General features: G+C 69.0%; 24 protein-coding genes, 1 tRNA gene and 1 pseudogene. 16 read left to right on the top strand and 10 right to left on the bottom strand.

The annotated features are described in order from the left end of the window. Window positions 1–25: 25 nt before the first annotated feature. The 15 genes and pseudogenes from CGZ91_RS02570 to CGZ91_RS14880 all read left to right on the top strand — a co-directional run. The gene (locus CGZ91_RS02570) at window positions 26–607 is read left to right on the top strand and encodes a YdhK family protein (RefSeq protein WP_179229184.1); all 582 of its coding nucleotides are present in this window, start codon (window positions 26–28) and stop codon (window positions 605–607) included. Between the two features lie 45 nt (window positions 608–652). Continuing rightward, window positions 653–2,842 carry a heavy metal translocating P-type ATPase gene (locus CGZ91_RS02565; protein WP_094452370.1) on the top strand — a complete coding sequence of 730 codons (2,190 nt, stop codon included), beginning with the start codon at window positions 653–655 and terminating at the stop codon, window positions 2,840–2,842. A gap of 36 nt (window positions 2,843–2,878) precedes the next feature. Continuing rightward, the gene (locus tag CGZ91_RS02560; protein WP_040364591.1) at window positions 2,879–3,211 is read left to right on the top strand and encodes a metal-sensitive transcriptional regulator; all 333 of its coding nucleotides are present in this window, start codon (window positions 2,879–2,881) and stop codon (window positions 3,209–3,211) included. A 210-nt stretch (window positions 3,212–3,421) separates the two neighbouring features. Beyond that, the gene (locus tag CGZ91_RS02555; RefSeq protein ID WP_144276750.1) at window positions 3,422–4,333 is read left to right on the top strand and encodes a helix-turn-helix transcriptional regulator; all 912 of its coding nucleotides are present in this window, start codon (window positions 3,422–3,424) and stop codon (window positions 4,331–4,333) included. Window positions 4,334–4,587: 254 nt separating this feature from the next. Continuing rightward, window positions 4,588–5,676 (top strand): ArdC-like ssDNA-binding domain-containing protein, encoded by a 1,089-nt coding sequence (locus CGZ91_RS02550; protein WP_073117039.1) that lies wholly within the window; start codon window positions 4,588–4,590, stop codon window positions 5,674–5,676. Further along, a complete protein-coding gene (locus CGZ91_RS02545; protein WP_081374425.1) occupies window positions 5,676–6,608 on the top strand; it encodes a bifunctional DNA primase/polymerase in 933 nt (310 codons plus the stop codon). The genes CGZ91_RS02550 and CGZ91_RS02545 overlap by 1 nt, the downstream gene beginning before the upstream one ends. 12 nt (window positions 6,609–6,620) lie before the next feature. Then, the gene (locus CGZ91_RS02540; protein WP_094452369.1) at window positions 6,621–7,352 is read left to right on the top strand and encodes a DUF2637 domain-containing protein; all 732 of its coding nucleotides are present in this window, start codon (window positions 6,621–6,623) and stop codon (window positions 7,350–7,352) included. Continuing rightward, window positions 7,349–7,759 carry a hypothetical protein gene (locus CGZ91_RS02535; protein WP_094452368.1) on the top strand — a complete coding sequence of 137 codons (411 nt, stop codon included), beginning with the start codon at window positions 7,349–7,351 and terminating at the stop codon, window positions 7,757–7,759. The genes CGZ91_RS02540 and CGZ91_RS02535 overlap by 4 nt, the downstream gene beginning before the upstream one ends. A gap of 100 nt (window positions 7,760–7,859) precedes the next feature. Further along, window positions 7,860–8,735, top strand: a complete 876-nt coding sequence (locus tag CGZ91_RS02530; protein ID WP_094452367.1) for a hypothetical protein — start codon at window positions 7,860–7,862, stop codon at window positions 8,733–8,735. Further along, a complete protein-coding gene (locus CGZ91_RS14460) occupies window positions 8,732–9,178 on the top strand; it encodes a ParB N-terminal domain-containing protein (protein ID WP_229116369.1) in 447 nt (148 codons plus the stop codon). Before CGZ91_RS02530 ends, CGZ91_RS14460 begins: the two co-directional genes overlap by 4 nt. A 450-nt stretch (window positions 9,179–9,628) precedes the next feature. Then, window positions 9,629–11,362 (top strand): type IV secretory system conjugative DNA transfer family protein, encoded by a 1,734-nt coding sequence (locus CGZ91_RS02520; protein ID WP_094452366.1) that lies wholly within the window; start codon window positions 9,629–9,631, stop codon window positions 11,360–11,362. Window positions 11,363–11,454: 92 nt separating this feature from the next. After that, window positions 11,455–11,934 (top strand): single-stranded DNA-binding protein, encoded by a 480-nt coding sequence (locus CGZ91_RS02515; RefSeq protein ID WP_094452365.1) that lies wholly within the window; start codon window positions 11,455–11,457, stop codon window positions 11,932–11,934. A 15-nt stretch (window positions 11,935–11,949) separates the two neighbouring features. Then, window positions 11,950–12,552: a hypothetical protein gene (locus tag CGZ91_RS02510; RefSeq protein WP_094452364.1), complete on the top strand. Its 603-nt coding sequence runs from the start codon at window positions 11,950–11,952 to the stop codon at window positions 12,550–12,552. Beyond that, window positions 12,553–12,759 (top strand): hypothetical protein, encoded by a 207-nt coding sequence (locus CGZ91_RS02505; RefSeq protein WP_217494899.1) that lies wholly within the window; start codon window positions 12,553–12,555, stop codon window positions 12,757–12,759. Window positions 12,760–12,925: 166 nt separating this feature from the next. Continuing rightward, window positions 12,926–13,798: pseudogene (locus CGZ91_RS14880) on the top strand (recombinase family protein); the annotation flags it as partial. A 799-nt stretch (window positions 13,799–14,597) separates the two neighbouring features. On the opposite strand, the gene CGZ91_RS02495 reads toward CGZ91_RS14880, so the two are convergent. The 5 genes from CGZ91_RS02495 to CGZ91_RS02475 form a co-directional block, all read right to left on the bottom strand. Next, window positions 14,598–14,670: transfer RNA gene (locus CGZ91_RS02495), tRNA-Ala, on the bottom strand. Window positions 14,671–14,730: 60 nt separating this feature from the next. After that, window positions 14,731–15,198, bottom strand: coding sequence for a DUF3817 domain-containing protein (locus CGZ91_RS02490; protein WP_094452363.1), 468 nt, complete (start codon window positions 15,196–15,198; stop codon window positions 14,731–14,733). A gap of 41 nt (window positions 15,199–15,239) precedes the next feature. Next, entirely contained in the window at window positions 15,240–17,510 is a 2,271-nt protein-coding gene (locus tag CGZ91_RS02485) for a heavy metal translocating P-type ATPase (RefSeq protein ID WP_179229183.1), read from the bottom strand. A 113-nt stretch (window positions 17,511–17,623) separates the two neighbouring features. Then, complete coding sequence (locus tag CGZ91_RS02480) at window positions 17,624–17,965, bottom strand: cupin domain-containing protein (RefSeq protein ID WP_094452362.1); 342 nt, start codon at window positions 17,963–17,965, stop codon at window positions 17,624–17,626. Between the two features lie 131 nt (window positions 17,966–18,096). Beyond that, complete coding sequence (locus CGZ91_RS02475; protein WP_094452361.1) at window positions 18,097–20,358, bottom strand: outer membrane protein assembly factor BamB family protein; 2,262 nt, start codon at window positions 20,356–20,358, stop codon at window positions 18,097–18,099. 182 nt (window positions 20,359–20,540) lie between these two features. On the opposite strand from CGZ91_RS02475, the gene CGZ91_RS02470 reads away from it, so the two are divergent. After that, a complete protein-coding gene (locus CGZ91_RS02470; protein ID WP_094452360.1) occupies window positions 20,541–21,188 on the top strand; it encodes an SDR family oxidoreductase in 648 nt (215 codons plus the stop codon). Window positions 21,189–21,235: 47 nt separating this feature from the next. Here CGZ91_RS02470 and CGZ91_RS02465 read toward each other — a convergent pair whose 3' ends face one another. From CGZ91_RS02465 to CGZ91_RS02445, 5 genes are all read right to left on the bottom strand, one after another. Then, a complete protein-coding gene (locus tag CGZ91_RS02465) occupies window positions 21,236–22,096 on the bottom strand; it encodes an HAD family hydrolase (protein ID WP_094452359.1) in 861 nt (286 codons plus the stop codon). Window positions 22,097–22,212: 116 nt separating this feature from the next. Beyond that, on the bottom strand, window positions 22,213–23,463 hold the full coding sequence (locus tag CGZ91_RS02460; RefSeq protein WP_094452358.1) for a D-arabinono-1,4-lactone oxidase: 1,251 nt from the start codon (window positions 23,461–23,463) through the stop codon (window positions 22,213–22,215). A 119-nt stretch (window positions 23,464–23,582) separates the two neighbouring features. Next, window positions 23,583–24,401 (bottom strand): carbohydrate ABC transporter permease, encoded by an 819-nt coding sequence (locus CGZ91_RS02455; RefSeq protein WP_094452357.1) that lies wholly within the window; start codon window positions 24,399–24,401, stop codon window positions 23,583–23,585. Further along, window positions 24,401–25,324, bottom strand: a complete 924-nt coding sequence (locus CGZ91_RS02450) for a carbohydrate ABC transporter permease (RefSeq protein ID WP_094452356.1) — start codon at window positions 25,322–25,324, stop codon at window positions 24,401–24,403. Before CGZ91_RS02450 ends, CGZ91_RS02455 begins: the two co-directional genes overlap by 1 nt. 2 nt (window positions 25,325–25,326) lie before the next feature. Further along, on the bottom strand, window positions 25,327–26,625 hold the full coding sequence (locus tag CGZ91_RS02445) for an ABC transporter substrate-binding protein (protein ID WP_094452355.1): 1,299 nt from the start codon (window positions 26,623–26,625) through the stop codon (window positions 25,327–25,329). Between the last annotated feature and the right edge of the window lie 8 nt (window positions 26,626–26,633).

Here is a 26,633-nt window from a genome sequence, read left to right as displayed (position 1 = left end):
CATCCCATGAGCAAGGAGTTCTCCGTTGAACACGCGCATGACCACCCTCATCGCCGCAGGCCTCCTCGGCGGCAGCCTCGCACTGGCGGGCTGCTCCGCGGCAGACGAACCCGCGGAGCCCTCGGCGTCTCAGAGCGAGGACGCCCACGGCGGCCATGGCGGCCACGACGGGATGGAGCATCCCGCCGACGGCGGCCCGGTGCCCGAGGGCATGACCGAAGCCGCCGACCCCGAGTACCCCGTGGGCACCAAGGTCACGCTGACCGCCGACCACATGGACGGCATGAACGGTGCCGCCGCCACCATCGTCGGCGCCTACGACACCTACACCTACGCGATCGACTACACCCCGGTCGGCGGCGGTGAACCGGTGACCGACCACAAGTGGGTCGTCCAGGAAGAACTCGAGAACCCCGGCGACGAGCGCCTGGCCGATGGCACCGAGGTCACCGTCACCGCCGATCACATGGACGGCATGGACGGCGCGACGGCGACGATCGCGTCCTCGACCGACGAAACCGTCTACGTCGTCGACTACGAAGCCGACGGCATGGAGATGACGAACCACAAATGGGTCGTCGAAAGCGAGATACAGCCCGCCTCCTGACCCCGCAGGAGCATCCGGGCTGGAGCGAAAAGGAATGGACCGAACATGAGCGAGAAGCACGCCCACCACGGCGCCGAGGTCGATGAACACGCCGGCCACCACAGCCACGCACAGCACCACGAGCACAACGCTCACCAGGGGCACGGCACCCATACCGAGCATGGCGGCCACGAGACTCATACTGGTCACGACCATGCCGGGCATACGGACCACGGCGGGCACGGAGGCCACTCTGGGCACGAGGGGCACGGTGATCACGTCGGCCAGTTCCGCCGGCTCTTCTGGATCATGCTGGTTCTCGCGGTCCCGGTCGTTGGGTTCAACGACATGTTCGCCCACCTCCTCGGCTACCACCTGCCCGACGCGGAGTGGGTTTGGTGGGTCTCGCCGATCCTCGGCACCGCCATCTACTTCTGGGGCGGCTGGCCCTTCCTCACCGGCGGACTGAGCGAGATCCGCTCCCGCAAGCCCGGCATGATGCTCCTGATCGCCCTGGCGATCACGGTCGCGTTCCTCGCTTCCTGGGGCGCGAGCCTGCACATCCTGCACCATGAGCTGAACTTCTGGTGGGAACTGGCGCTGCTGGTGGTCATCATGCTGCTGGGTCACTGGATCGAGATGCGCTCGTTGGCTCAGACCACCTCCGCCCTGGATTCCCTCGCAGCACTCCTGCCCGACGAGGCGGAGCGGGTCGATGGCGACGAGGTTGTGAAGGTCGCACCGGCGGAACTGCGGGTCGGCGATGTAGTCATCGTGCGACCCGGAGCGTCCGTACCGGCCGACGGCAAGATCGTCGACGGCAGCGCCAGCATGGACGAGTCGATGGTCACCGGCGAGTCCAAGACGGTGCGCCGCGAGGCCGGTGAGAACGTCGTCGCCGGCACCGTGGCGACCGACTCCGGTCTGCGCGTCGAGGTCACCGCCACTGGTGATGACACTGCCCTGGCCGGAATCCAGAAGCTCGTCACCGACGCCCAGGCCTCCTCCTCCCGCGCCCAGCGCATCGCCGACACCGCGGCGGCCTGGCTGTTCTGGTTCGCCCTGGGAGCCGCAGTGATCACCGCGCTCGCATGGACGCTGCTGGGAATGCCCGACGCCGCGGTGGTGCGCACCATCACCGTACTGGTCATCGCCTGCCCACACGCCCTGGGCCTCGCGATCCCGCTGGTCGTCTCGATCGCGACCGAGCGCGCCGCCCGAGGCGGGGTACTCATCAAGGACCGGCTCGCACTCGAGTCCATGCGCACCGTCGACGCCGTGCTGTTCGATAAAACCGGCACCCTCACCAAGGGAGAACCCACCGTCACCGCGATCGATCCCATCGAAGGACGTGACGAAGACGACGTGCTCGCCCTGGCTGCGGCGGCCGAAGCCGACAGCGAACACCCGCTGGCCCGCGCCATCACCGGAGCCGCCAGATCCAAAAAAATCCAGGTGCCGAAAGCCTCGGACTTCTCCTCGTCCCCGGCCGTGGGAGTCAAGGCCACCGTCGATGGCGCCGTCATTGAGGTCGGGGGCCCCTACCTGCTCGACCAGCAGAACCGAGATGAGCTGCCGGTGGCCGACCAGTGGCGGGAGGAGGGCGCGATCATCCTCCACGTCCTCGCCGACGGCGACGTGATCGGCGCGCTGCGGCTCGCCGATGAGATCCGTCCCGAGTCCCGCGACGCCGTCGACGCCCTACACTCCGCCGGTGCTCAGGTCGTAATGATCACCGGCGACGCGCAGGCCGTCGCCGACACCGTAGCCAAGGATCTCGGCATTGATCGGGTCTTCGCGGGCGTGCGCCCCGAGGACAAGGCCGCGAAAGTCAAGGAACTCCAAGACGAGGGCCGCAAGGTCGCGATGGTCGGCGACGGCGTGAACGATGCCCCCGCATTGGCCCAGGCCGACGTCGGCATCGCCATCGGCGCAGGCACCGACGTCGCCATCGGTTCCGCAGGCGTCATCCTCGCCTCCTCCGATCCGCGCTCAGTGCTCTCGGTGTTCGAACTCTCCCGCGCCAGCTACCGAAAGATGAAGCAAAACCTGTGGTGGGCCGCAGGGTACAACCTGATCTCCGTGCCGCTCGCGGCGGGCATTCTCGCGCCCATCGGGTTCGTGCTGCCGATGAGCATCGGCGCGATCCTGATGTCGGCTTCGACCGTCGTCGTCGCACTCAACGCGCAGTTGCTCCGGCGCCTGAACCTCGATCCCGCGGCCAGCGCGCGGCGGCTACTCAACCGCTCCGAGTGATCCGGACTGTCCCTATCGTCCATCAGGAGACCGATGATGAGCACCCTGTCCCTTCCCTCCGGTCACGCTTCCGAGAGCGCGGCCGACCGCGGCTACATCAGCGACAAGGCCCGCTACCTCGCTCGCCTCAGGCGCATCGAGGGACAAGCCCGCGGCATCCACCGCATGATCGATGAGGACGCCTACTGCATCGACATCCTCACCCAAGTAAGTGCGATCACCTCCGCGCTAGAGAACGTCGCGATCGGTCTCCTCGATGACCATCTCAGGCACTGCGTCACCGGCGCCATCCGGAACGGTGAGACCGCAGCCGATCACAAGATCGATGAGGCATCCCAAGCCATCGCCCGACTGATCAAGTCCACCTGAAGGAAGGAAACCGATGCGACTCCTCACCCGCATGACCTCAGCCATAGCCCGATCCTTCGAGGCCGAGCTCACCGTGCGCCGATGCTGCCAGGCTGTCCGTTGGGCACTCACCATCCGATCCGCCGGCAGTCAGCAAGAGTCGCCGTGAGGCGCCTCTCGAACGATCCGCATCCAGCTGCGGTCGATCCCTGAGTCAGACAGCAGCAATGAGTGACCGCACGACTCTCCCCGCCCTTGTCTGCCCGCACCCGCACCGTTCATCGCCCCATCGGGCCTGCCTCATATGACTGCGTGCAACTCGTCGTCGTGCGCGATGGCACGGCGATCGTGTTCTCCGAGTTCGGTGAGCAGCCGGTCAGCTTCGGCGACGCGATCCTCCTCGGACCCAACGTGCTCTGCGGGACCGAACCGGAGGGGCAGCTGACTGTCACGACGATCTACATCGACACCGATCTCGCTCTGGATCAGTTCTTCTGGCAATACTCCACGATCCTGCACGATCGACTGGACGCGCAGGGCTTCGCCAAGAAGGTCTACTCCGAACCAGCCCAAGTGCTGCATCTGGGCCGGGATCGGGCGGGCCTGATGCTGCCGTGGCTCGATGAGATGGTCGCACTCAGTGCCGAGGGGCATTTCCATGAACGCTTCCCCCGGTTACAGTCGCTCTGGTTCGCCGTCGTGGACGTCATCGCCCCGCATGTCCGCGTCTCCCCGATGCGGCTGACCAGATTCCAGCGCGCTCGCTCCCGCCCGGTCTCTTCCCATGAGCGAGCGCTGGGACCGTTACGCCGCGAAGCGATGCTCGTGCGCGATGCGCTCCATCGTGATGTCGCCTCCCCGTGGACATTGACAGAGCTGGCTGAGCTGGCGCAACTCTCCCCGAAGCAGCTCGCCCGCGTGTTCACCGCTGCGTTCGGTAAGACCCCGACCGCCTATCTGACGATGCTGCGAGTGCAGGAGATGGCGCGACTCCTACGGGAGACGAACATCACCGTCGCGGCGGCTGGGCAGCGGGTCGGCTGGCGCAGCCGATCACGCGCGATCGAGGCGTTCACCGCGCATACCGGGGTCACCCCGAACCGGTACCGAGACATGCGGCCGGTCGTCGCCGACGTGCCCTGACTTCCGAGGTTCCCGGTTTCGCGAACGGGACAGTTCGACCGGGAAAATCCCGGTCAGGGCGGCTTCTCCTTCTCCCCGGCGCGGCCCGTGGGTAAGCCGGTATGTCCTACGTCAGGTGCCTCCGCGTTCCTGACGGCCAACCTACCGACTTCGCTGTTCGCTGACCGTCTGACTCGCCGGAAGCTCCTGGCTCACCTCGCTGGTGCAAGGCCAGCAGCCCCTCGTGCGGCTGGCCGCTCGGGAGGAGGCCGACGATGGCGACGAGGCAAGAGGAGGCCCGCCAGGCGCGGGAGGCGAAGCTCGACGAGTTCCACGACAAGCTCACCGGTGCGGTCGAGCGGCTCGTCACCGGGGATGACTGGGCCGATGCGCTCCGGTTCGCCGCGAAGTTCAGGTCACGGAGCTTCAACAATGTGCTGCTGATCTGGACGGCTCATATGGAGGCGTTCGAACAGGGCCGAGTGCCTGAACCTTTCCCCACCCTGGTCGCCGGATACAAGCAGTGGCAGCAACTCGGCCGACAGGTCGAGAAAGGCCAGGCTGGGTATCAGATTCTCGCACCAGTGACGGGCAGATTCGCCTCCGCGAACCTCGCCGACGCAATGTCGTGGCGGCGGCTGAACCGAGGTGAGAAGCCGAAGCCGGGAGAAACAGTGCGCACCCGGATGGTCGGAGTGCGACCGGCGTACGTCTGGGATGTCTCCCAGACCAGCGGTGAACCGATCCCCGCACGACCCGAGCCTCAGCTGCTCAAAGGCGAAGCCCCGGCAGGGCTCCGTGACGGCCTGGCCGATCAGGTGCGAGCGGAGGGGTTCGAGCTGCTGTGGGTGCCGCACGAGGGCATGATCGGCGGCGCGAACGGGCGCACGAACTTCACCGAGAACTGGGTCGCGGTGCGCACGAACATGGACGACGCCGCGCAGGTGAAGACCCTCGCCCACGAGCTCGCCCATGTCCTGATGCACGGCCCTGATCAGCAGGAGGCCCGGCAGCATCGCGGGATCGGGGAGGTCGAGGCCGATAGCGTCGCGCTGATGATCGGCGCCGCTCACGGGATGGACACCAGCGAGTATACGATCCCGTACGTCGCGGGCTGGGCGGCGGCCGTGGATGGGAAGAACCCGGTCGAGGTGGTGCAGGCCGCCGGGGAGCGGATACGGAAGACCGCTCTCGATGTGCTCGACCGGCTCGACACGGAGCAGGTGAGCAATGGCATCCCGCCCGGCCTCACCCGAGACGCACCCCAGCAGCAGGCGCAGCGCGAGCGCCCCCGCACCGCGTCACGAACACGCGAGCCCGAGGAGCCTCAGCCTGAGCTCGCGACACCAGAGCGGGGGCTGTGATGGCTGCCCGTGACCTGTCGGCGATCTTCCTCAACGCCACCGAGCAGCCACTCCCGCACGCGGCCCGTGAGCTTGCGGTCGCTGGGGTGCCGGTGTTCCCGGTCGCGCCGCGCGACAAGGTGCCGCTGATCCGCCACGGCCGGGGCTTCCGGGATGCGACGACGAACCTGCGCCAGGTGGAGGCGTGGTGGCGTAGTTCGCCACACGCGAACATCGGGATACCCACCGGCCGAGTCTCGGGCCTGTCGGTGGTGGATGTGGACGTGCACGGCACGAACGGCTACGACGCCCTGAACCGCGCAGACCGCGCCGGGCTCGTGAGCGGGTGGGAGTTTCTGGTGCGCTCGCCCACGGGTGGCCTGCACCTCTACTACCCAGCCGCCGACGAGATGGAGCAGCGGTCGTGGCAGGCCGGGGATGCGGGGATCGACTTCCGCGGCGACGGCGGCTACATCGTCGCCCCACCCTCGCTGCGGGTGATCGACGGCGAGATGGTGCCCTACCGGATCACCGGGCTCGGCACCGAGCCTGCACACCCGCTGGAGGCGGGACGGCTGCGGCGTTTTCTCGAACCGCCCAGACCGCCGCGCCGATTCCTGCCTCGGGTGCGCGGGCAGGGGCGGACCGATCCGCAGAAGCTCGCGAACTGGCTGGGCGGAGAGCGCACCGACCGGAACCGGAAGCTGTTCTGGGCGAGCTGCGTCCTCGCCGAGGAAGGCGTGCCCTACCGGGATGCGCTGGACGCGATGCTCACGGTCGAGCAGCCCGACTTCGGGCAGCGGGAGATCACCCGCACCGTCACCTCCGGCTACAAACGCATCCACGGCGATCCGCCCTCAGTCCGTGGGAACAGAGCGCCCCTCGGCGGGCCTGCGCGCGCCACCGTCGGCGCATCTCAGGAGCAGCGGCTTGCGCCGGCGAGGGGGCTGTGATGGTCGGGAACCGTGCTCATCGGGGCAGGCGCGTTCTGGCTGTCGTTCACGGCGCTGGCCGACCTCGCCGTGCGTTCCGGGATCGGGGGCGGGCAGGCGTGGATCTGGCCGCTGCTGGTCGATGGGCTGATCGTGGTCGCGACCGTTGCCGTGGTCGCTCTCGATGGGCACCGGGCGGCCTGGTATCCGTGGGCGCTGCTCATCGGCGGCGCACTTGTCTCGGTGATCGCGAACGCCGCTCACGCCCTGGTCACCGCCGAGGCGTCCGCGCCGGGCCTGCTCGCCGCGACCGTCGCCGCCGTCCCGCCACTGGTGCTGCTCGCGTCCACCCATCTGACCGTCGTGCTCATCCGCTCCACCCGCACCACGACTACACCGCCGCAGACCGAGGAGCCTCTGCCGGCTCTGCCGGCAGGCACCGCGCCCGATACCCCGGCCCCGCGCTCGGCGACGGAGCCCGACGATCCCTCACCGCAGCACGAGGACGAAGTAGGCCCGACCGCGCCCACGACGCCCGAGTCCCACGAGTCGGCTCCGACGGGGGTTGGTGCTGATCGGCGGGAGCGGGCGGCGCGGCTGCGGGAGGCGGGCTGGTCGAACAAGCAGATCGCCCGCGAACTCGATGTGCACCCCTCGACTGTGGGCCGCTGGTTTCCCCGACGGCCCGAGGCCGAGGTGTCTGAGTCGTCCGGCCCGCAGGAGGCCGGCACCCCACCTGAACATTCCGAGGAGGAACCGTCATGAACACCGAACAGCACCCGCACGACCAGCAGCCGCCCGAGCAGCCGCCACCATCCGAGGCGGCAGGGCCGGAGCGGCCTGATCCGTCGGCGGGGATGGCGCCCGAGGCGATCCAGGCCGCCGACGTCGACCGCGAGAAGCACCCCACGGAGGGCGTGGACGTGGAGAGGCCGACGCGCGGGGTGGACTGGGTGCGCGCCTCCGACCTGCTCTCCCGTGGCAGCGGCTCTCTGTCGCGGCGTGGCATCGACCTGGACGCCAAGCTCGCTCGTGGGACCCGGCACGGCATCGCGGTCAGCGCCAAGTATGTCGGTCGGCAGATCGCCGCGGGCGCGAGGCGGCTGCCGCCGGTCTCGGCGTTCGGCCGCGAGGAGCCCGCGCCCGAGGCGCCGGGTCTGGGCAGGAAGTGACCCAGGGGTGAGCCGTCATGTCTACGATCCGACGTTCTTTCCCTGACCGCCCCGCAGTTCGTGGGAGCCGGCGTGCACCTGCCTGGCAGGAGGTGCCGAGATGATCCCGCACACAACGACCGCCGCCGGCCCGGGCGGCGAGGACTACACGACCGGCGAGGGACTGCGCGCCCTGCTGACCCGGCTGCACGAGGAAGGGCCGGGAGCGTGGCGCACCGATCCGACCGCCGCGAAGCTGATGCAGTACGCGGCCGACAAGTACGCCGCTCTGGCGCGTAAGCACGGTCTTGATCCGTGGGAGGCGGCGGGTGCCGCGTTCGATGTGATGCGCACCCGTTCCGCGCGCGAGGCCGATGACCCGTGGGGCGTGGTCACCCACGCGGTGCGGATCACCTGCATCGCCGAGGAGCGCGCCCAAGGCCTGCTGTGCTCGACGCATCAGGCGCGCCGCCCGCACTACTCGGTCTTCCACGACGCCGAGCGCCTCTCCGACCGGGACAACCCGCTGGGTGACTACCATCCCGCGTTCCACATCACCGACCCCCGCCCCGACGACGAGAAGCACGAGGGCGAGCGGGAGGTGGTGGAGCCGGCGGGGGTGGTCACGTCGGCGTCTGGTGCGGTGGAGGACGCGATCGCGTTCGTCACCGTCCTCGGGTGGCCGGCGCAGACGGCCCGCGCCGCGGTCGAGCATGTCTGCCATGCCCTCGCCCGTACCGGGTCGCGGCAGTCGGCGTCCGAGGTGCTGCGCCGCGACAAGCACTCCCGCGCCCTGCTCGACCTTCCCGGCTCCTCATGGACGGCGCTGCTGCGGGCACTGCTCGGCAACCCCGCACCCGGGATCTCCGCGACCTCGGCAGGGCGGGGCATCCTGCTCAGGTTGTTGATCGGCGAGACGCTGCCGGTGCTGCTGCACGACGACGACCTCGTGCTCACCGTGTCACTCGCGGCACCCCGGAATGGGGGCCGGCGATGAGTATCGAGCTGGAACGGGCCGTGTCCTCGATCAGGATCGGGAACCGGCATCGCACCGACCTGGGCGACATCGACGCCCTGGCCGCGTCCATCGCCCGCGACGGCCTGCTCCAGCCCCCGACGATCACCCCGGACGGGGTGCTCGTGTGCGGCAGGCGCCGGCTCGCCGCGATCCAGCAGCTCGGCTGGCGCACCGTGAACGTGTGGGTGCGGCAAGGGATCTCGGACCGGCTCGGACATCTGCTGGCCGAGCAGGACGACAACCTCCTGCACAAAGACCTCAACCCACTGGAAGCAGCGTCCCTCTACCGCGAACTCAAGACCCTCCTCGCTGAGGACGCGGCGCGTCGGCAGGAAGCGTCCCGGTTCAGCAGCGACCACCAGCCTGCCGAGGGTGGTCACCGACACCGGCGGGTGAGGCGCGGCAGCAGGCGGCGACGATGATCCCCGGTGCCGCGTCGTACCGGACATTGGACAAGATCGAGGCGATCCAGCAGGCCGCCGACCGCGACGACCTCCCCGACGACACCCGTACGTCGGTAGCGAATGCGTTGGCGCGGATCGAGGCGGGCGCGCCGGTGCATCCGATCTTCGAGGAGGTCCGCTCCCTGATCGACGATCCCGCCCGGAGCCGGGACGCGGAACTGGACCGGCTCGCGCAGGAGGCGGTCGCCCGCGCCAAGAACCGCCCCCGCCGCACGAAGAGCCCTGCCGCTCTGGCACCGGCGGGGCTGACGGTGTGGACGGCCCGCTCGTTCGTCGTGATCTGGGGCGAACTCGTCGACTGGTGGACGCATTACGACCCGGCCGTGCTCGCCGGCGAGCTCACCGAGGAGCAGATCGAGATGTTCCTGACGATCGCCGACGGCACCGCCCGCTTCGCCACCGCCCTCCGTGCCGCATGTCATCGCGATCGGCGGGCTGCTCGGGGTCGCCTTCGTGCTCCGCGCCGCGGGCAGCGTCGCCGCGTTCCTCACCGGCAGCCCTCAGCCGACGGCGGGGGCGACGGGCGGGGTGGCGGTGTTCTTCGACCCGGCGGACCCGGGCGGGCAGCTCGGCGCCGATGGCCTGAACCCGGTCGTCTATTGGATCACCGCCGCCCTCATGCTCACCGCCCTGGCCGCGGCGGGCTTCTGGGCCTGGGGCATGATCCGCCGCACGATGCGGCAGGCCGCGCAGGATCCGCGCCGGCAGGACGGCACAGCCACCGGTCACGAGGTCGCCAAGTCGGCGTCGGCGAAGGCGCTCATGCGGCGGGCCGGCACCCTTCGCCCCAGCCTGGAGAGCCCGCGACCGGGTGATGTCGGGTATCGGCTCGGCACCGCGCACCGCCACGAGGTGTGGGCGTCAGTGGAGGACTCGATCCTGCTGATCGGCCCGCCCCGCTCCGGCAAAGGCCTGCACCTGATCATCCCCGCGATCCTCGACGCACCCGGCGCCGTCGTCACCACCAGCACCAGGCCGGATAACGTCACCGCCTGCCTGCGCGCCCGCAAGCGCATCGGCCCGGTGGCGGTGTTCGACCCGCAGCATCTCGCCGAGGGCCTGCCGGCGGGGATGCGGTGGTCACCGATCCGAGGCTGCGAGTCGCCACAAACAGCGATGATCCGCGCCGCGGGCCTCGCCTCCGCCACGGGCCTGTCCGCGGGCGGGGTCGAAGGGGGTGACTTCTGGGAAGGCAAGACCCGCGCCGCGCTGCAAGCGCTACTGCACGCCGCCGCCCTCGACGGCCGCTCACCGTCTGAGCTGTTCCGGTGGACCCTCGACCCCACCTCGGCGGCAGATGCGGTCGCGATCCTCACCAACCACCCCGACGCGGCAACCGGGTGGGCGGACTCGCTCGCGTCGATGATCGACGCCGACCCGCGCACAAGGGATTCGATCTGGCAGGGCGTCAGCCTCTCTCTCGCGGCGCTGGCCGATCCGCGAGTGCTCGATGCGGTCACACCCGCAGAGGGTGAAGCCTTCGACCCCGAGGCGTTCATCAGGGAGCGCGGCACCCTGTTCCTCCTCGCCACCGGCGCCGGCGCCGGGAACAGCGCCGCACTCGTCACCGCGCTGGTCGAAGACCTCGTGGAGACTGCCCGCCGCATGGCCGCCCGCTCCACCGGCGCGAGACTCGATCCGCCGCTGCTGTTGTGTCTGGATGAGATCGGGAACCTGGCACCTCTTCCCAGCCTTCCGACCTTGATGGCCGAAGGCGGCGGCACCGGCATCACCACCCTCGCCGTGCTCCAGTCCCTCGCGCAGGCGCGTGACAAGTGGAACGAGCACCAGGCCGGCGCGATCTGGGATGCGTCCATCGTGAAAATCATCCTCGGCGGCGCCTCCAACAGCCGCGACCTCCAAGACCTCTCCACCCTCATCGGGGAACGCGACGAGCTCACCGACACCACCACCGTCGGCGACCACGGCTCCCGCTCCAACCAACGCAGCGTGCGGCGGGTCGCGATCCTCCCGCCCGATCACATCCGGCGCCTGCCGTTCGGCACCGCGGTGACTCTGCTGCGGTCGGCGCCGCCGATCATCACCGACCTGCGAGCGTGGCCCGCCCGCCCCGACGGCAAGCAGATCCAGGCGGATCGGGCAGAGGTCGAACAGCTCCTGCACGACGCCCACCGCCAGTAGACGACGCCGGCGTGCTGGGGTGGTCGGGTGCACCTGCCTGCCACGAGCAGCCCCACGACGAGCGGGCGGCATTAGCAGAGCAGGAGCACACGATGAGCGAGCAGAAACCAGACGTCGACCCGGAGATCGGTCAGGCCTTCTACGGGTTCGTCGCCTCCGAGCCGCAGCTGACCTGGCACGACGGCAAGCCGCGTCTGTACTTCAAGGCTGGGCAGGAGCACTACCAGTTCGCGCCCGACGGGTCGCGCACCAAGCTGCCGACCACCTTCCACGATGTCGTCGCGTTCCGCGGCGCCGCGGTCAGCGGGAAGGAGACGCTGACCAAGCAGGACTGGTTCATCGCGCACGGCCGCCTCGAAACCAGCACGAACCCGAACACCGGGGTGGAGAGCAAGGAGTTCATCGCCAACCGGTTCGGTCCCGACGCCGCCCGGATGAACATCGAGATCGGCATCCCGCGCCGGCTGTCGCAGATGGAGTCCCCGAACCGGCAGCAGCCGCAGCGGCAAGGCGGGTTCGAGCCGCCCGAGCAGGAACAGCCCGCCCACGAGCAGCCCGCACGGGCCATGTGAACGGAGGCGGACGCGATGGACACCACCACCCCGCCCGACCGTCCCGATCCCGAGGAATGGGAGGACGAGGACTTCGGTCCGGTCGGCCCCGACGATGATGTGCCGGGGCCGCCGCGGCCGGTGAACTGGAACCTGCTGCTCGCGCACGACCTGGAGCAGGAATGGCTCGCCCTCAACCGTTGGGTCGAGTGGGTCAGGAGAGAGTACGCGCTGCCCGCATCGGTGATCCCGCCGTTGTGGCACCGGCATCCGGCGCTGAAGTGGGAGCTTTCCGCGCTGCACCTGCACTGGCTCGCCGCGTACGATCCGGAACAGGACGCCTCGGCCGCGATCGGGTGGCACCGCGACTTCGCCGCCGCCCGGCAACGGCTGCGCGACTGGGTCGCCGCCTCCGGCACCCGCCTGGATCGCGACCGCCCCGACCGGCAGACCGCCTGGCCCGGCGAGCCCCCGGCCCCACCGGTCGAAGACATCCCCATCACAAACCGGCGCGAGGACTTCGTGGCCTTCGTGATCGAACAGGTCGCCCGCCGCAAAGCCGCCGAAGACGCCTTCTTCGCCCGCCTCGACGACGCCGACCTCGACACCGACATGGGTAGAGATTCCGAAGGCGGGTGAGTGGCGATGGTGCGGAACTATCAGCGCAAGACCCAACGCCCATCATCGGACCGGCGGTTGCGGGTCACGTTCACGAGGCGGGAGCAGATCGACACCGAGAAGATCGCCGAAGTCCTCATCCGCGTCGCCCTGCGCGAGGCCGGCACCGGCAGCACGGTCGGTCAGGCCGGAGACCAGTTCCGGGCGCTGCTGGCCAGCGAACGGTAGAATCCCTGTTGTACGTCCACCCCAGGGCGCTACCGGCTAACCCATCTGTTGCCCGAGCCCGTCGCGGTTCGGCAGGCCTCCCCATCTGTGTCGTGACCGCCAGTCGGCGCCCGCACCCAACCCCATCGCTGGGGGCTGGGTGAGAGCCCGAAAGGCAGTCACGACCATGACGCTCATCGACCTCCCCGCCGGCCTCGACCTAAGCGCCCTGCGCACACTCGCCACCGGCCCGAAACCCTCCCACGAGGCGACGGCCCTTCCTGATGGGAAGGTGCCCGCGATCTCCTACCTGCGGGTCTCCACCAAGGACCAGGCCACCCGCAACGGTCTCGAAGAAGGCCTCTCCATCCCCGCGCAGCGCGACGCCGCGCAGCGCAAGGCCGACCAACTGAACGCCGTCATCGTCGCGGAGTTCATCGAGCCCGGCGAGTCCGGCAAGACCGCCCGCCGCAAAGCGCTCCAGGAGATGCTGGACTACCTCGCCGAGCACCCCGTCAGGTACTGCATCATCAACAAAGTCGACCGCATCGCGAGGAACCGGCTCGATGACGCGATCATCCACGCCACCCTCCGCCAGGCCGGGGTCACGCTCGTGTCCGTCATGGAGAACATCGACGAGACCCCATCCGGGATGCTGATGCACGGCATCATGGCCTCCATCGCCGAGTTCTACAGCCTGAACCTCGCCCAGGAGGTCACCAAGGGGCTCGTGCAGAAAGCCACGATCGGCGGCACCCCGCACAAGGCGCCCATCGGCTACCTCAACATCCGCACCGTCGACGCGGGCGGGCACGAAGTCCGCGAGGTGCGGCTCGATCCCGACCGGGCCGAGCTGATCCGGTTCACGTTCACCGCTTACGCCACCGGGGACTGGTCGCTGTCGAGGCTCGCCAGGGAGCTGGAGACCCGCGGCCTCACCACGAGGCCGACGCCGTCGTTCCCGGCGAAGCCGGTCACCACGACCGCGCTGCACAAGATCCTCACCAACCCCTACTACCAGGGCATCGTCACCTTCCGCGACGTCACCTACCCCGGCACGCACGATCCGCTCGTGACGCCGGAGACGTTCGAGCAGGTGCAGACGATCCTGCGACAGAACCACGTCGTCGGCGACAAGCCCCAGAAGTACGACCACTACCTCAAAGGCTCGATCTACTGCGCCTGCGGGAAACGGCTCATGTTCGAGCGGCCCCGCAACCACCAGGGCGTCGCCTACGACTACTTCACCTGCACCGGCCGTCGGTTCAAGCGCAACAACTGCCAGCGCACCGCCGTCCTCACCCACCGCGTCGAGCAGTCCATCGAGGCCGGCTACCAGGACATCTCCCTCAGTCCCGGCGAGGCCGCGCAGGTCCAGGGCGTGCTCAGGCAGGTGTTCGACACCCTCGCCGAATCCACCAGCGATGAGAAGAAGCTCCTCGCCGGGCAGAAGGCCAAGCTCGAAGCCGAACAGGTCAAGCTCCTCCAAGCCCACTACGCCGACGCGATCCCCCTCGACCTGCTCAAGACCGAACAGGACCGCATCCGCGCGAGCCTGCAAGCGATCACCAGCCGGCTCGACACGTTGGAGACGACCTACGACAAGGCCAAGGTCGGGCTCGACGCGATCCTCGGGCTCCTCACCGACATCGGCGACGTCTACGCAAAGGCCGAACCCTCAGAGCGGAGGATGCTCAACCGGGCACTGTTCGACCGCATCACCATCGATGACGAGGACGACGCCACCCTCCAACCGACTGAAGCGATCCAGACGATCCTGGCCACCAACCCCAGGCCACACAACGAAAGAACCTTGCCCCGCGATGATGCGGGGCAAGGTTCGAACGTTCAACTTTACGTGGAGCTAAGGGGATTCGAACCCCTGACCTTCTCATTGCGAACGAGACGCGCTACCAACTGCGCCATAGCCCCAAGCGAGTAGCAACACTACCACGCCGGCGGCGGTGCTTCACGCCGTCGCGGCCCCCTGCCTCAGCTGAACCATTCGGTCGGCGGGCCGAGCATCAGCAGCACCGAAAACACGACCGCAACGACCACGATCGCGACCAGGCCTGCCGCGATCGGGTGGCGCAGGGCGTACGCCGCCACCCTCTCGAAGAAGCCGGCCGGCTCATCGCTGCGCAGCCGCCACTCGTGGCCCAGCAGACCCTTCTTGAGCGCCCAGCGTTCGAACGGGACGGTCAGGTAGGGCACGATCGCCGACCCGAGTCCCATCGCTAGGTGCGACAGTTTCCAGCGCTGATCCACCGCTACGAGCACGGTCGTCACGCAGTAGGACAGGAACGTGAAGCCGTGCAGCCCGCCGCCGATCCGCACCAGCGCATCGGTGGCCTGCAGCACATACTTCAGCACCATCCCGGCCATCAGCAGCGTCCAGGTCACCACCTCCGCCAGCGCCAGCACGCGATAGAGCCGATTGGGTGTGGAAAACAGCGACATGCGGCCCATCCTCTCAGGGACGGGCCGCATGTCAGCAATCGTCAGGCGACGTCCGGCGAGGCGCTCTTGAAGCCACGCAGCCGCAGACTGTTCGTCACCACGAACACGCTCGACAACGCCATCGCCGCACCCGCCAGCATCGGATTCAACATCCCCAGCGCCGCCACCGGGATCGCCGCGGTGTTGTAGGCGAACGCCCAGAACAGGTTGACCTTGATGGTCTTCAGCGTCCGGCGCGACAGGCGTACGGCATCGACCGCGGCCCGCAGGTCCCCGCGCACCAGGGTGATGTCGGCCGCCTCGATCGCCACATCGGTGCCGGTGCCCATCGCCAACCCCAGGTCGGCCTGCGCCAGCGCCGGCGCATCGTTCACGCCGTCGCCGACCATCGCCACGACCCGGCCCTGCTCCTGCAGTTCGGCCACTGCGGCGACCTTGTCGGCCGGCAACACCTCGGCGATCACCTCGTCGATGCCCACCTCGGCCGCCACCTGGCGGGCCACCGTGGCGTTGTCGCCGGTCAACAGCACCGGCGTCAGGCCCAGTTCCTTCAGCTGGGCGATCGCCTGCGCTGAAGTCGGCTTCACCTGGTCCGACACGACCAGTACGCCGCGGGCCCGGCCGTCCCAGCCAACCGCCACCGCCGTACGCCCCTGGCCCTCGGCGGCCCGCTTCGCGGCAGCCAACTCCGGGTCCAGGGTCATCTGGTACTCCGCCAGCAGGGTCTCCCGACCCGCCACGATCGGCTGTCCCTCGACCACGCCGGTGACGCCGCGGCCCTCCTGGTTGGCGAAGTCGCTCACCTCGGGCAGGTCACCGACGCGCGACGTCGCGCCGGCGGCGATCGCCTGCGCGATCGGGTGCTCGGACGCTTCCTCCAGGGCGCCGGCCAGGCGTACGAGCTCATCGGCGTCGACGCCCTCGGCGGGGATCGCGTCGAGCAGCGTCATCTGGCCGGTGGTGACGGTGCCGGTCTTGTCGAGCACGATCGTGTCGACCTTGCGGGTCGACTCCAGCACCTCCGGGCCCTTGATCAGGACGCCCAGCTGCGCACCGCGACCGGTGCCGACCAGCAGCGCCGTCGGCGTCGCCAATCCCAGCGCACAAGGGCAGGCGATGATCAACACCGCCACCGCCGCGGTGAAACCGGCCGCGACCGGCTGCCCCGACAGCAACCACACCGCCAGCGTGACCGCCGCAACCACCAGCACGATCGGCACGAAGATGCCCGAGATCCGGTCCGCGAGCCGCTGCACCTCAGCCTTGCCCGACTGGGCGTCCTCGACCATCTTGGCCATCCGCGCCAGCTGCGTGTCCGACCCGACCCGGGTCGCCCGCACCACCAGCCGGCCGCCCGCATTGACGGTCGCGCCGGTCACGGAATCGCCGACGCCGACCTCGACCGGCACCGACTCGCCGGTCAGCATCGACGCATCCACCGCCGAGGACCCCGACACCACCTCGCCGTCGGTGGCGATCGTCTCGCCCGGGCGTACGACGAACTCGTCGCCCACCTGCAACTGGTCCGTGGGGATCCGCTGCTCGACGCCGTCGCGCAGCACCGCGACCTCCTTGGCGCCCATCTCCAGCAGTGCCCGCAGCGCCGCCCCCGCATCACGCTTGGCGCGCTTCTCGAAGTAGCGGCCCAACAGGATGAAGGTGATGACGCCGGCCGCGACCTCGAGATAGATGTTGGACAGGCCGTCGGTGCGCTCGATCGTGAAGCTGAATTCGTGCGTCATGCCGGGCATCCCGGCCGTACCGAAGACCAGCGCCACGCTCGACCACACGTACGCCGCCAGGGTGCCGATCGAGACCAGCGTGTCCATCGTCGCGGCGCCGTGCTTGAGGTTGGTCCAGGCGGCTTTGTGGAAGGGCCAGCCGCCCCACAGCACCACCGGGGTCGCCAGCACCAACGACACCCAACCCCAGTAGTCGAACTGCAGCGGCGGGATCATCGCCATCGCGATCACCGGCACCGACAGCACCGCCGAGGCGATCAGTCGGTTGCGCAGGCTGCGCAGCTCCGGATCATCGGAACGTTCGTCCTTGGCGGCGGGCTCGGGCAGCTTGGCGGTGTAGCCGGTCTTCTCGATCGTCTCCACCAGCAGCGCCGGGTCGAAACCGACCGGCGCGGTGACGCTTGCCTTTTCGGTGGCGAAGTTGACGTTGGCGCTGACCCCGTCGAGCTTGTTGAGCTTCTTCTCGATCCGGTTCGCGCACGATGCACAGGTCATCCCGCCGACCTCGAGCTGGACCAATTCGGTGTCCAGGGATCGGGGTGCCTGCGGGGTCTGCTGCTGCTGGCTCATGGTCGGGCTGCCTCCTCGCCCTCGACTCTATACCCCCAGGGGGTATCAGATCAAGAGCGGGGAGATGGCATACCGGATCACCCGAGCCGGCCGGAGGGGACTGGTTCAAGCGGTCAGCGGGGCAGCTTGATCAGTGTCAGCAGCGCCACCGAATCCTCCAGCGCCGTGAGCCGGTGCCGGCGCTGCGGGACCGCGACCTGCTCGCCGGCGGCGACCTCCCAGCGGTCCTGGTCGGCGACCAGTTCGGTACGTCCGGTGACCACCTGCAGGAACGCCTCGCCGGGATTGTCGTGGTCGGCGAGTTCCGCCCCGGCCAGCAGCGCCACCACCACCTGGGTCAGCTGGCCGCCGTCGGCGGCCCGGAAAGCCGTGGTGGCGCGGCGGCTGCTGGCCTGACTGGCGCGCTCCAACAGGGCGGTGCCCACCTCGGTCAGCCGGGTCACGTCGTGGGTCATGTCTGCTCCTTGCTCGAGATCACCGAGAAGCTGGGACTGACTCCATTCAACGCCGAAAAGGCCCGTGGCGGCATGGGTGCGGGCTGTGAGACTGCTCACCCCCGCCGCATGGGCCTTCGGCAACGGCCCGGTCAGACCCGGTAGCCGCGCAGCGTCCCGTCCAGGTGACCGACCACGAGGACGCCGTTGACCAGGGACGGGCTGGAGACCACCGGGCTGACCGACAGCTGACGTACCCGCTCGTAGCTGCCGTCGGTCAGGTCCAGCACCGCCAGATCGCCCATCGTCCCCACCACGTACGCCGTCGAGCCGGCCACCGCAGGACCGGCATCCAGCGAGCGCGAGACCATCCGGTCGGTCAGCCACCGGGTCTCACCGGTGGCGGCGTCCACCCGGCGCGCCTCGCCCCACTCGTCGACCAGCAGCAGGTCGCCGTCGTCGAGGATCCGCGCCGGGGTGTAGAGGAAGGACTTGTCGATCTGCCACACGATCTCGCCGGTCGCCCGGTCCAGCGCGCGGCCACCGGCCACGGTGGACACGAAGACGAGGCTGTCCGTGATGAGGGTGGTCTGGTGGGTCCACGGCCCGTAGATCAGCCGCCGGTAGGAGCCGTCCCGGTTGGCCAGCTCGCGCTCCCACTGCAGTTCACCGGTCGCGGCGTCGACCGCCCATGCCTTGCCGTCGCCCAGGCCGAGATAGATCCGTTCGTCGTCGGCGGCAGCGCGGCCGGCGCTCACCCCGGGCATCGTTGACTCCCAGACGACCTCGCCGGAGGTGGCGTCGAGCCGGACCAACACGTCGCCGGCCATGACGACCACGGCATCGCGCCCGGCGATCGTTGTCACCAGCGGGTCCGACATCACCGGATGACCCAGGTCGGTGCGCCAGGCGACGGACCCGTCGGTGGGCCGCGCGGCCGTCACGGTGCCGTCGGCCGAGCCGGCGACCACCAGATCAGCGCCGACGGCGAGGTTGGTGAAAACCGGCCCGGTGCTCACCTCCCACACGACCCGGCCACGGCTGGGATCGACGGCGGACAACCGGCCCGCCGAGGACGCGGCGAAGACCAAGGAGCCGAGCTGGGCGGTGGCGCCGGTGAGGATGCCGCCGAAGTCCCGATCCCACACCGATGCGGCGGCATCGCCCGGCACCGTGAACGCAACGACCTCGCGCCAGCGCTGGTCCCCGTCGACGACCTCGACGTTGGCGCGGTGCTCGCCCGGCACCAGCCCGGACACGTCCAGCTCGCCGAAGAAGCGCTGGCCGCGACGCTCCAGCGCCGTCCAGGTCTCGTCGGCGCGCCCGGCGTACAGGGCCTGCTGATAGATCCCGGCCCGGGCGGTCGCGGTGGCCGGCAGCTGCCGGGTGCCGACGGTGAGGTCGAGGCGGCCGCGGTGCACCCGGGCGCGCAACGTACGCGGGTCAAGCGGGTTGCGGCCCGACTGGCCGCCGAAGTCGACCTCGGTGACCGGGGTGACGGTCTGCTGGTCGGGGCGCTCGGGGTCGGGGATGGCGACGTGCTCGATGGTCAGCACGGCGTTCCTGCCGGCGCCGAGGGTGAGGCGGTAGTACTGGGCCTGGTTCTTCACGGCCGCACCCTCCAGGTGCGCCATGCCGTTGAAGTGCTCCAGCAGCTGCCGGTGGGTGTGCCCGGCCAGCACGGCGCGAACGTTGTGGCCCTCGAGCTCGGCCAACAGGTCCTCTGGGTTGACGACGTAGTAATGCCCCTGCGCCATCGGATAGTGGGTGACGACGACGGTGGGGCGGTGCGCCGGCTTGGCCGCCAGCCGCTCCCGCAGCCAAGCCAGATCCGCCTCGCTGTAGAAGCCGACCTCCTGCTGCACGACGGTCGGATCCAGCAGCAGGAACTGCACGCCGCCGGCGGTCACCTCCACGTTGAGCTCGTCGACGTGCTCGGTGTAGTTCTCGTACGCGGTGACGTCCCAGCGGATCTCGTGATTGCCGGGCACGTGGTGGATCCGGTCCCGCAGGTCGGCCGGGACCAGTTCGAGATAGCTGAGGTATTCGGCGTCGGTGCCGTATTCAGTGACGTCGCCGGCGTGCAGCACCGCCGCCGGATCATCGGCGGCGATGGCCTGCAGTGTGGCCCGCAGCCGGGCTTGCTGAGCCGCGTTCTCGGGATCCGCGTGCGGGTCGGTGAAGAAGGCGAACCGCACCGGCTGCTCGGCGGCTCCGGGGCCGGCCGGATTGGCGTACGCCTCGGGGCCGGTCAGGTCGGTGGCCGAGAGCCCGATGGCGGCCAGCAGGGTGGCCGCGCCGCCGCCGAGGACGGCGCGGCGCGACGGGGTCGGCGTGGGTCGGGGCGGGGTCGACGGCCCGGCGTGCTGCGGGGTGGATCGGGCCGGCGGCTGGGTGGGCTGGTGCGGATCCATGGCGTTCCCCTTGTTTGTGATGGACACGATTCGTGATGAGGCGGGTGGGTGAGGAACACCCTAAGCGTCGCCCACCGGCGACTGATGACCACCGGGTGACGATCCGGTGAAGAGTCACAGCTGGCGACTAGATATGTCGGGGCCCGCGCGGCGCGGCTGGGGCGCCGGACTACGGTGGGGGCATGTCCAAGGTGATCATCATCGGCGGCCACGGCAAGGTGGCCCTCCTGCTCGCTCCGTTGCTCGTCGCCAACGGCGACGACGTTCACTCGGTGGTCCGCAACCCGGATCACGTGCCCGACATTCGTGCCACCGGCGCGGAACCGATCGTGGCCGACATTGAAAACCTCGGCACCGACGAGCTCACCGAACTCATTTCCGGCCACGACGCCGTGGTGTGGTCCGCCGGTGCCGGCGGTGGCAAGCCCGAGCGTACGTGGGCGGTCGACCGGGACGCCGCCATCCGCAGCATCGACGCGGCGCAGGCGGCCGGCGTACAGCGCTATGTCATGCTGTCCTACGCCGGCTCCGGGGTGGATGACATCCCCGAGTCTGAAGGCTTCTACGCCTACTCCAAGGCCAAGGCTGCCGCCGACGACCACCTTCGCGCCAGCGGCCTGCAGTGGACGGTGCTGGGACCCAGCGGCCTCACCCTGGACGAGCCCACCGGCGCCATCCACGTCCACGACGGCACGGCCAGCGGCACGGTCACCCGAGCCGATGTGGCGGCCGTCATTGCTCAGTCGCTGCGGCAGCCGGCCACCATCGGCAAGACGATCCGCTTCGACAACGGCGACGTCAGCATCGACGAGGCGCTCGCCAGCCAGTGACCCTCGCCGGCCACTGACCTCGCCCCTGAACTGGGCCGGGTCCGGCCTCAGGGCAGGATCCGGTCCAACACCCGGGCCACCCCGTTGTCGGTGTTGGCCGGCGCGATGAAGTTGGCGACCGCCGCTACGTCGGGATGGCCGTTGGCCATCGCAAAGCTCCACTCCGCCAACGGATACAGCGCCAAGTCGTTGAGATAGTCACCGAACACGGCGGTCTGTGCCGGCGTGATGCCCAGGTCGGCCTGCAGCGCCGCGAGCCCGACTCCCTTGTCCACGCCGCGATTCATCAGGTCGATCCAGTTCGGCCCCGAGACCACCACCTGCTGGCCGCCGCGATCAAACTCCTCGAAGTGCGCCACAGTGGCCCTGGCGTCGCCGAAGTCGTACATCGCAAACTTCATGATCTCGTCATCGACGGCCGTGAGGTCCTCGACCACCTCGAGCTTGCGATAGAACATCCGCGCGCCGGCCAGGAAGGGCGCGTCGTTGCGTTCGGTCCAGCCGGTCTTCACCCCGCAGGCGACCACGCCCAGGTCGGTGTGGGCGCCGACCTCGCGGATCTTGCGCACGGCCGCGGTGACGACGTCGCGGGGCAGCGTACGCGTGGCGATCACCTCGCCGTGGTGGACCACGATCGACCCGTTCTCGGCGATGAAGGAGTCTGCCACGCCGCCGAACATGTGCTCCAAGGTGGCGTATTGACGACCGCTGGCCGGCACGAACACCACGCCGGCTCGCTGCATCCGCTCCACCAACTGCGGCAACTCCGCCGGCGGCTGCCCGGCGTCGTCGAGCAGGGTGCCGTCCATGTCGCAGACCACCAGCCGCAGGTCCTCGACGGGGCCGGGGATGGTGGCCCAGTCACGAGGTTCGGGGGCGAGCCCGTCGGCGGCAGGGGAGATGGGCATGGCGGCTCCTGTCAGATCGGCGGGGACGCCACCGAGACTAGCCGACGACAACAGCAGCGACGCCGCCCAGCGTGGGCTGGGCGGCGTCGGTGCGATGGCGGATCACCAGTCCGGGGTCAGAGCCCGTACGCCTCCAGGTAGGCGTTGACGAAGCGGCGCTGCGGGTCGTGCTTGGCGGCCAGTTCGGCGAAGTCGTCCCAGCGCGAATAGCGCGCCTTGACCTGGTCGGGGGAGAGCTCGAAGACCTTGCCCCAGTGCGGCCGGGCCGTGTCGGGCAGCGCGGCCTCGATCTTCGGCAACAGCTCGCGGACCTTGGCCTCGTCGGGCTTCCAGGTGCAGTGGATGCCGACGGTGTCGCGGCCCTCGGCGGGTGACAGCCACAGGTCGTCGCCGGCCATCGTGCGCACCTCGGCGACGAAGATGTTGGGCGCGATCTGCTCACCGAGCTTCCGGTACGCCGCCAGTGCCGCCGGGGCCTCCTCGCGCGGCACCAGATATTCGGTCTGGATCTCCTCACCGGAGCTGGGGGTGTGGTCGAGCCGGAAGTGCGGCAGCCGAGCATGCCAGGGGCCGGGCTCGCCCTGGGTGGTGACCGGGGCCGGGTCGTCACCGAGCACCGTGTGTCGCTGCTCGGTGGCAGCCTTGCCGCCGAAGCCGCTCAGGTCGGGGCTGGTCTCGGAGCGGTGCTTGATGAAGACCTGCTGGACGTTCTCGTCCTCCTCGACCCAGGTCGACAGGATGCTGACACTGTCGCCGGAGGAGGTGAACTCGTCGAAGCGCTCCAGCACGTCGGCCCACCGGACGCCGTCATAGACCGTCTGGGTCATCTGGTAGCTCGGCTCGATCGCCAACTCCAGATGGGTGACCGCCCCCAAGGCGCCCAACGAGACGATCGCTCCGGCAAACTCGGGGTCCTCGCGGGTCAGCCGCAGCTGCTCGCCGGCGCCGGTGATGAGCTCGACCGCGACCACCTGGCTGGAGAGGTTGGCGATCTTGTCACCCGAACCGTGGGTGCCGGTCTGGACGGCGCCGCCGACCGAGATGTGCGGCAGGGAGGCGAGGTTGGCCAGCGCAAACCCCTGGCCGTCGAGCTGCTCGACGAAGTCGCCGTAGCGGGTACCGGCCGCCACGCGTACAGCCTGGTGCCCGCCGGTCTGCACCAACTCGACATTGGGGTCGGCGAGCTTCTCCAGCGACACCAGGATGCCGTCGGTGTCGCCGAGCCGGCTGAAGGTGTGGCGGCTGCCGAGCATCCGCAGCTTCGGGGTGGAGCTGATGACTTCGGCGAGCTCATCAAGGCTGGCCGGCTGGACGATCTCGGAGGCGCTGTAGGTGACGTTCTTTGCCCAGTTCTTCTCTGTGGCCATGACAGTCCTTCCGGTTCGGTCGGTGGCCGCTGACCGTGGCCCCGACGCTGAGGGTGCCTCTCATCGTGCCACCGGCCAGTGGAAGGACGGCCAGCGCCCCGGCTGAAGGTGCCCCGTGGCTACTTGATGCCGCTCATCGTGACGCCCCGCACGAAGTACTTCTGGGCGAACAGGAAGATCACCAGGATCGGCAGCAGCGTGATCACCGAGCCGGCCATGATCGTCGCCAGGGAGGTCTCCTCGGCATTCAGGGAGGCCAGGCCGACGGTCAGGGTGTACATGTCGCCGGACTGCATCGCCACCAGCGGCCACAGGAAGTCGTTCCAGTGCCACAGGAAGACGAACACCGCCAACGTGGCCAGGATTGGCTTGAGCTGCGGCAGGATGATCGACCAGAAGATCCGCAGCTCGCCGGCGCCATCAACGCGTGCAGCTTCGATCAGTTCGTTGGGGATGCCGGCGATGAACTGCCGCATCAGGAACAGCGCCTGGACGTTGGCCACCGTCGGCAACACCAGACCCCAGTGGGTGTCCAGCCCGCCCATCTCACTGACCAGCAGGAACTTCGGGATCAGGGTCAGGTGATAGGGGATCATCATCATCGCGATGATCACCCAGAACAGCAGCCCGCGGCCGGGGAAGTCGACCTTGGCAAAGCTGTACGCCGCCAGGGACGCCAGCGCGAGCACCATCACGACGCCGAGCACCGAATAGATGGTGGTGTTGATCAGCCACTGGATCATCTCGCCGCGGCCGAGCAGGCGGGCGTACTCCGACAGATCCACCGATGCCGGCAGCAGCGACTGCGGCAGCGTGAAGGCCTGGCCAGGTTGGATCGAGAGCACCAGCATCACGAAGAACGGGAAGCAGGTGACCACCGCAACGGTTGTCAGCGGCAGGTGCGCGGCCAGTCCGCCGCGAAGCTTGTGCCCGGACATCAGTCGTCCTCCCGGAAGAAGAGTCGCTGGATGATCGTGATGACCACGGTGATGGCAAACAGCACCACGCCGGCGGCGGAGGCGTACCCGAAGTGGCCGTACTTGAAGCCCTGGTCGTAGATCATGAAGACCAGCGAATAGCTGGCGTTGACGGGGCCGCCGCCGGTCATCACGTAGATCAGGTCGAAGACCTGGAAGGAGGCGACGATCTCCAACACCAGTACGAAGAACAGTGGTCGCTTCAGGCCCGGCAGGGTGATGTTGACGAAGCGGCGCCACGGCCCAGCGCCGTCCAGCTCGGCGGCCTCGTAGTAGTCCTTGGGGATGTCGAGGATGCCGGCCATCAGGATCAACATGTCGTAGCCGAACCGGCTCCACACCGCGACCACCGCCAGCGACGGCAGCACCAACGCGCTGCTGGAGATCCACGGGATCGCGGGGGCGCCGAAGAGCCCCAGGAACCAGTTCAGCGGTCCATCGGTGGAATAGATCCAGGTCCAGATCACACCGGTGGTGACCAGCGACGTGATGACCGGCAGGAAGAATGCTGCCCGATAGACCTTGATCCCGCGTACCGATCTTGCCGCCATCGTCGCCATCGCCACCGACACGACCACCACCAGCGGCACCGCGATCACCGAATAGATCAGCGTGACGCGCAGCGCATTCCAGAAGATCGGGTCGGCGAAGAGGGCGTCGTAGTTGGCGGTGCCGATCCAGGTGAAGTCACCGGCCAAGTTCTGGCTCAGGAACGACAACACGATGCCGCCGGCGGCCGGCCCGGCGCGGAACAGCAGGAACACCACGACGAACGGGAGCACGAACGCCATCCCGAGCAGTGCCGCCTTGCGCGCCCCGGGCCTGCGGGAGCGCCGGATCGGGGCTCCCGCAGACTCGGTGACGATGGTGGGGGTCGCAGCCATGATCAGGGCTTGGCCAGCGCCGCGTCGATCTGTGCGGCGGCGGCATCCAGTGCGGCCTGGGGTTCCTTCTGACCCAGCAGCGCAGCCTGGACCTCAGGCTTGATGATGCCCATGATCTCGGTGGCCTTGGGCGACTTCGGCTCGGTGACACCCAGATCCATCATCGGCTCCAGCGCCGCCTCGGGGGTGCCCTCCTCGTACAGGTCGGTGACGTCCGTACGCGGGGACTGCTGGTTGCGCGGCGGCAGGAATTCGCGCAGGTTGTCGGGCTGGTTCTGGAAGTTGATCCAAGCCGCGGCGGCATCCTTGTTCTGGGATTCCTTGAAGATCACCCAGGCGCCGACGTTGCCGTAGCCGGCGGCCCTCTTGTCGGCCAGCGGTTCGGCGACGACGAGCTCCTCCAGGGTGAGGCCGTTGAGCAGCAGCGAGGCGGTCGACCGGGAGAACAGCATCGCGACCTTCTTCTGTGCGATCGGGCTGGTCTCCACCGGCAGCTGCTGGGTGAGGGCGTCCTTGGGGGTGTGGTCGCCGTCCACCAGCCACTTCGCGAACTCGAGCGCGCGCAGGCCCTCGGGGCCGTTGAGGGCTGCCGCGGTGCCGTCCTCATTGAGGACGGTGCCACCGGCGCTCCACAGCAGGGGATAGAAGGACCCGTTGAGGGTCATCGTCGGCGCAGCCTCGTACTGGGTGATGTAGTAACCCTGCTCCTTGAGCTTCGGGGCGATCTCCTTGACCTCATCGAAGGTGGTCGGATAGTCCTCGGGGCTGACGCCGACGGCATCCCAGACCGGCTTGACGTGCAGGGTGGTGGTCATGCCCATCACCGTCGGGGCGCCGTAGAGGGTGCCGTCGTAGGACATGGTCTCCAGGCCGTTGGGCAGGTACTTGTCCTTGTCGGCGACGACCTCGTCGAGCGGCACCAGGATGCCGCCCGCGCCCCAGTTGTAGATGTCGGCGGGCAGGGCGTACGTGATGTCGGGGGTGGTCTTGCCTTTGATGGCGGTGCTCATCCGCTCGCCGCGGGAGTCCCACGGGATGATCTCGACGGCGACCTCCACGTTGGGATAGATGCCGTTGAACTTGTTGATCTGCTCATCCCAGTAGGGCCGTTCGATGTCGCCGCCGATCGGCGGGAACCAGACGGTCACCGAACCGGACAGCGTGTCGGGATCGCTGCTGGGAGCGGGGATCTCGCTGGCCGAGCCGCCACCGCAGGCGGTCAGGGCCAGGCCGCCGGCGGCGCCGCCGGCCAGGGTGAGGAAGGAACGACGGGGGATGCGGGAAAAGGTGTGGGTGGACATGGCTGTGC

Origin of the sequence: Parenemella sanctibonifatiensis, from assembly GCF_002250565.1 — a bacterium.
Taxonomy (GTDB): domain Bacteria; phylum Actinomycetota; class Actinomycetes; order Propionibacteriales; family Propionibacteriaceae; genus Parenemella; species Parenemella sanctibonifatiensis.
This window is presented reverse-complemented; position numbering and strand designations above follow the sequence as displayed.

What these genes read in the sequence shown, in the direction of transcription:
- CGZ91_RS02515 (WP_094452365.1), top strand. Translation starts at nt 11,455, where the DNA reads ATGAGCGAGCAGAAACCAGACGTCGACCCGGAGATCGGTCAGGCCTTC.
- CGZ91_RS02465 (WP_094452359.1), bottom strand. Translation starts at nt 22,096, where the DNA reads ATGCCCATCTCCCCTGCCGCCGACGGGCTCGCCCCCGAACCTCGTGAC.
- CGZ91_RS02470 (WP_094452360.1), top strand. Translation starts at nt 20,541, where the DNA reads ATGTCCAAGGTGATCATCATCGGCGGCCACGGCAAGGTGGCCCTCCTG.
- CGZ91_RS02530 (WP_094452367.1), top strand. Translation starts at nt 7,860, where the DNA reads ATGATCCCGCACACAACGACCGCCGCCGGCCCGGGCGGCGAGGACTAC.
- CGZ91_RS02460 (WP_094452358.1), bottom strand. Translation starts at nt 23,463, where the DNA reads ATGGCCACAGAGAAGAACTGGGCAAAGAACGTCACCTACAGCGCCTCC.
- CGZ91_RS02545 (WP_081374425.1), top strand. Translation starts at nt 5,676, where the DNA reads ATGGCTGCCCGTGACCTGTCGGCGATCTTCCTCAACGCCACCGAGCAG.
- CGZ91_RS02455 (WP_094452357.1), bottom strand. Translation starts at nt 24,401, where the DNA reads ATGTCCGGGCACAAGCTTCGCGGCGGACTGGCCGCGCACCTGCCGCTG.
- CGZ91_RS02450 (WP_094452356.1), bottom strand. Translation starts at nt 25,324, where the DNA reads ATGGCTGCGACCCCCACCATCGTCACCGAGTCTGCGGGAGCCCCGATC.
- CGZ91_RS02480 (WP_094452362.1), bottom strand. Translation starts at nt 17,965, where the DNA reads ATGACCCACGACGTGACCCGGCTGACCGAGGTGGGCACCGCCCTGTTG.
- CGZ91_RS02445 (WP_094452355.1), bottom strand. Translation starts at nt 26,625, where the DNA reads ATGTCCACCCACACCTTTTCCCGCATCCCCCGTCGTTCCTTCCTCACC.
- CGZ91_RS02560 (WP_040364591.1), top strand. Translation starts at nt 2,879, where the DNA reads ATGAGCACCCTGTCCCTTCCCTCCGGTCACGCTTCCGAGAGCGCGGCC.
- CGZ91_RS02485 (WP_179229183.1), bottom strand. Translation starts at nt 17,510, where the DNA reads ATGAGCCAGCAGCAGCAGACCCCGCAGGCACCCCGATCCCTGGACACC.
- CGZ91_RS02490 (WP_094452363.1), bottom strand. Translation starts at nt 15,198, where the DNA reads ATGTCGCTGTTTTCCACACCCAATCGGCTCTATCGCGTGCTGGCGCTG.
- CGZ91_RS02475 (WP_094452361.1), bottom strand. Translation starts at nt 20,358, where the DNA reads ATGGATCCGCACCAGCCCACCCAGCCGCCGGCCCGATCCACCCCGCAG.
- CGZ91_RS02510 (WP_094452364.1), top strand. Translation starts at nt 11,950, where the DNA reads ATGGACACCACCACCCCGCCCGACCGTCCCGATCCCGAGGAATGGGAG.
- CGZ91_RS02535 (WP_094452368.1), top strand. Translation starts at nt 7,349, where the DNA reads ATGAACACCGAACAGCACCCGCACGACCAGCAGCCGCCCGAGCAGCCG.
- CGZ91_RS02565 (WP_094452370.1), top strand. Translation starts at nt 653, where the DNA reads ATGAGCGAGAAGCACGCCCACCACGGCGCCGAGGTCGATGAACACGCC.
- CGZ91_RS14460 (WP_229116369.1), top strand. Translation starts at nt 8,732, where the DNA reads ATGAGTATCGAGCTGGAACGGGCCGTGTCCTCGATCAGGATCGGGAAC.
- CGZ91_RS02550 (WP_073117039.1), top strand. Translation starts at nt 4,588, where the DNA reads ATGGCGACGAGGCAAGAGGAGGCCCGCCAGGCGCGGGAGGCGAAGCTC.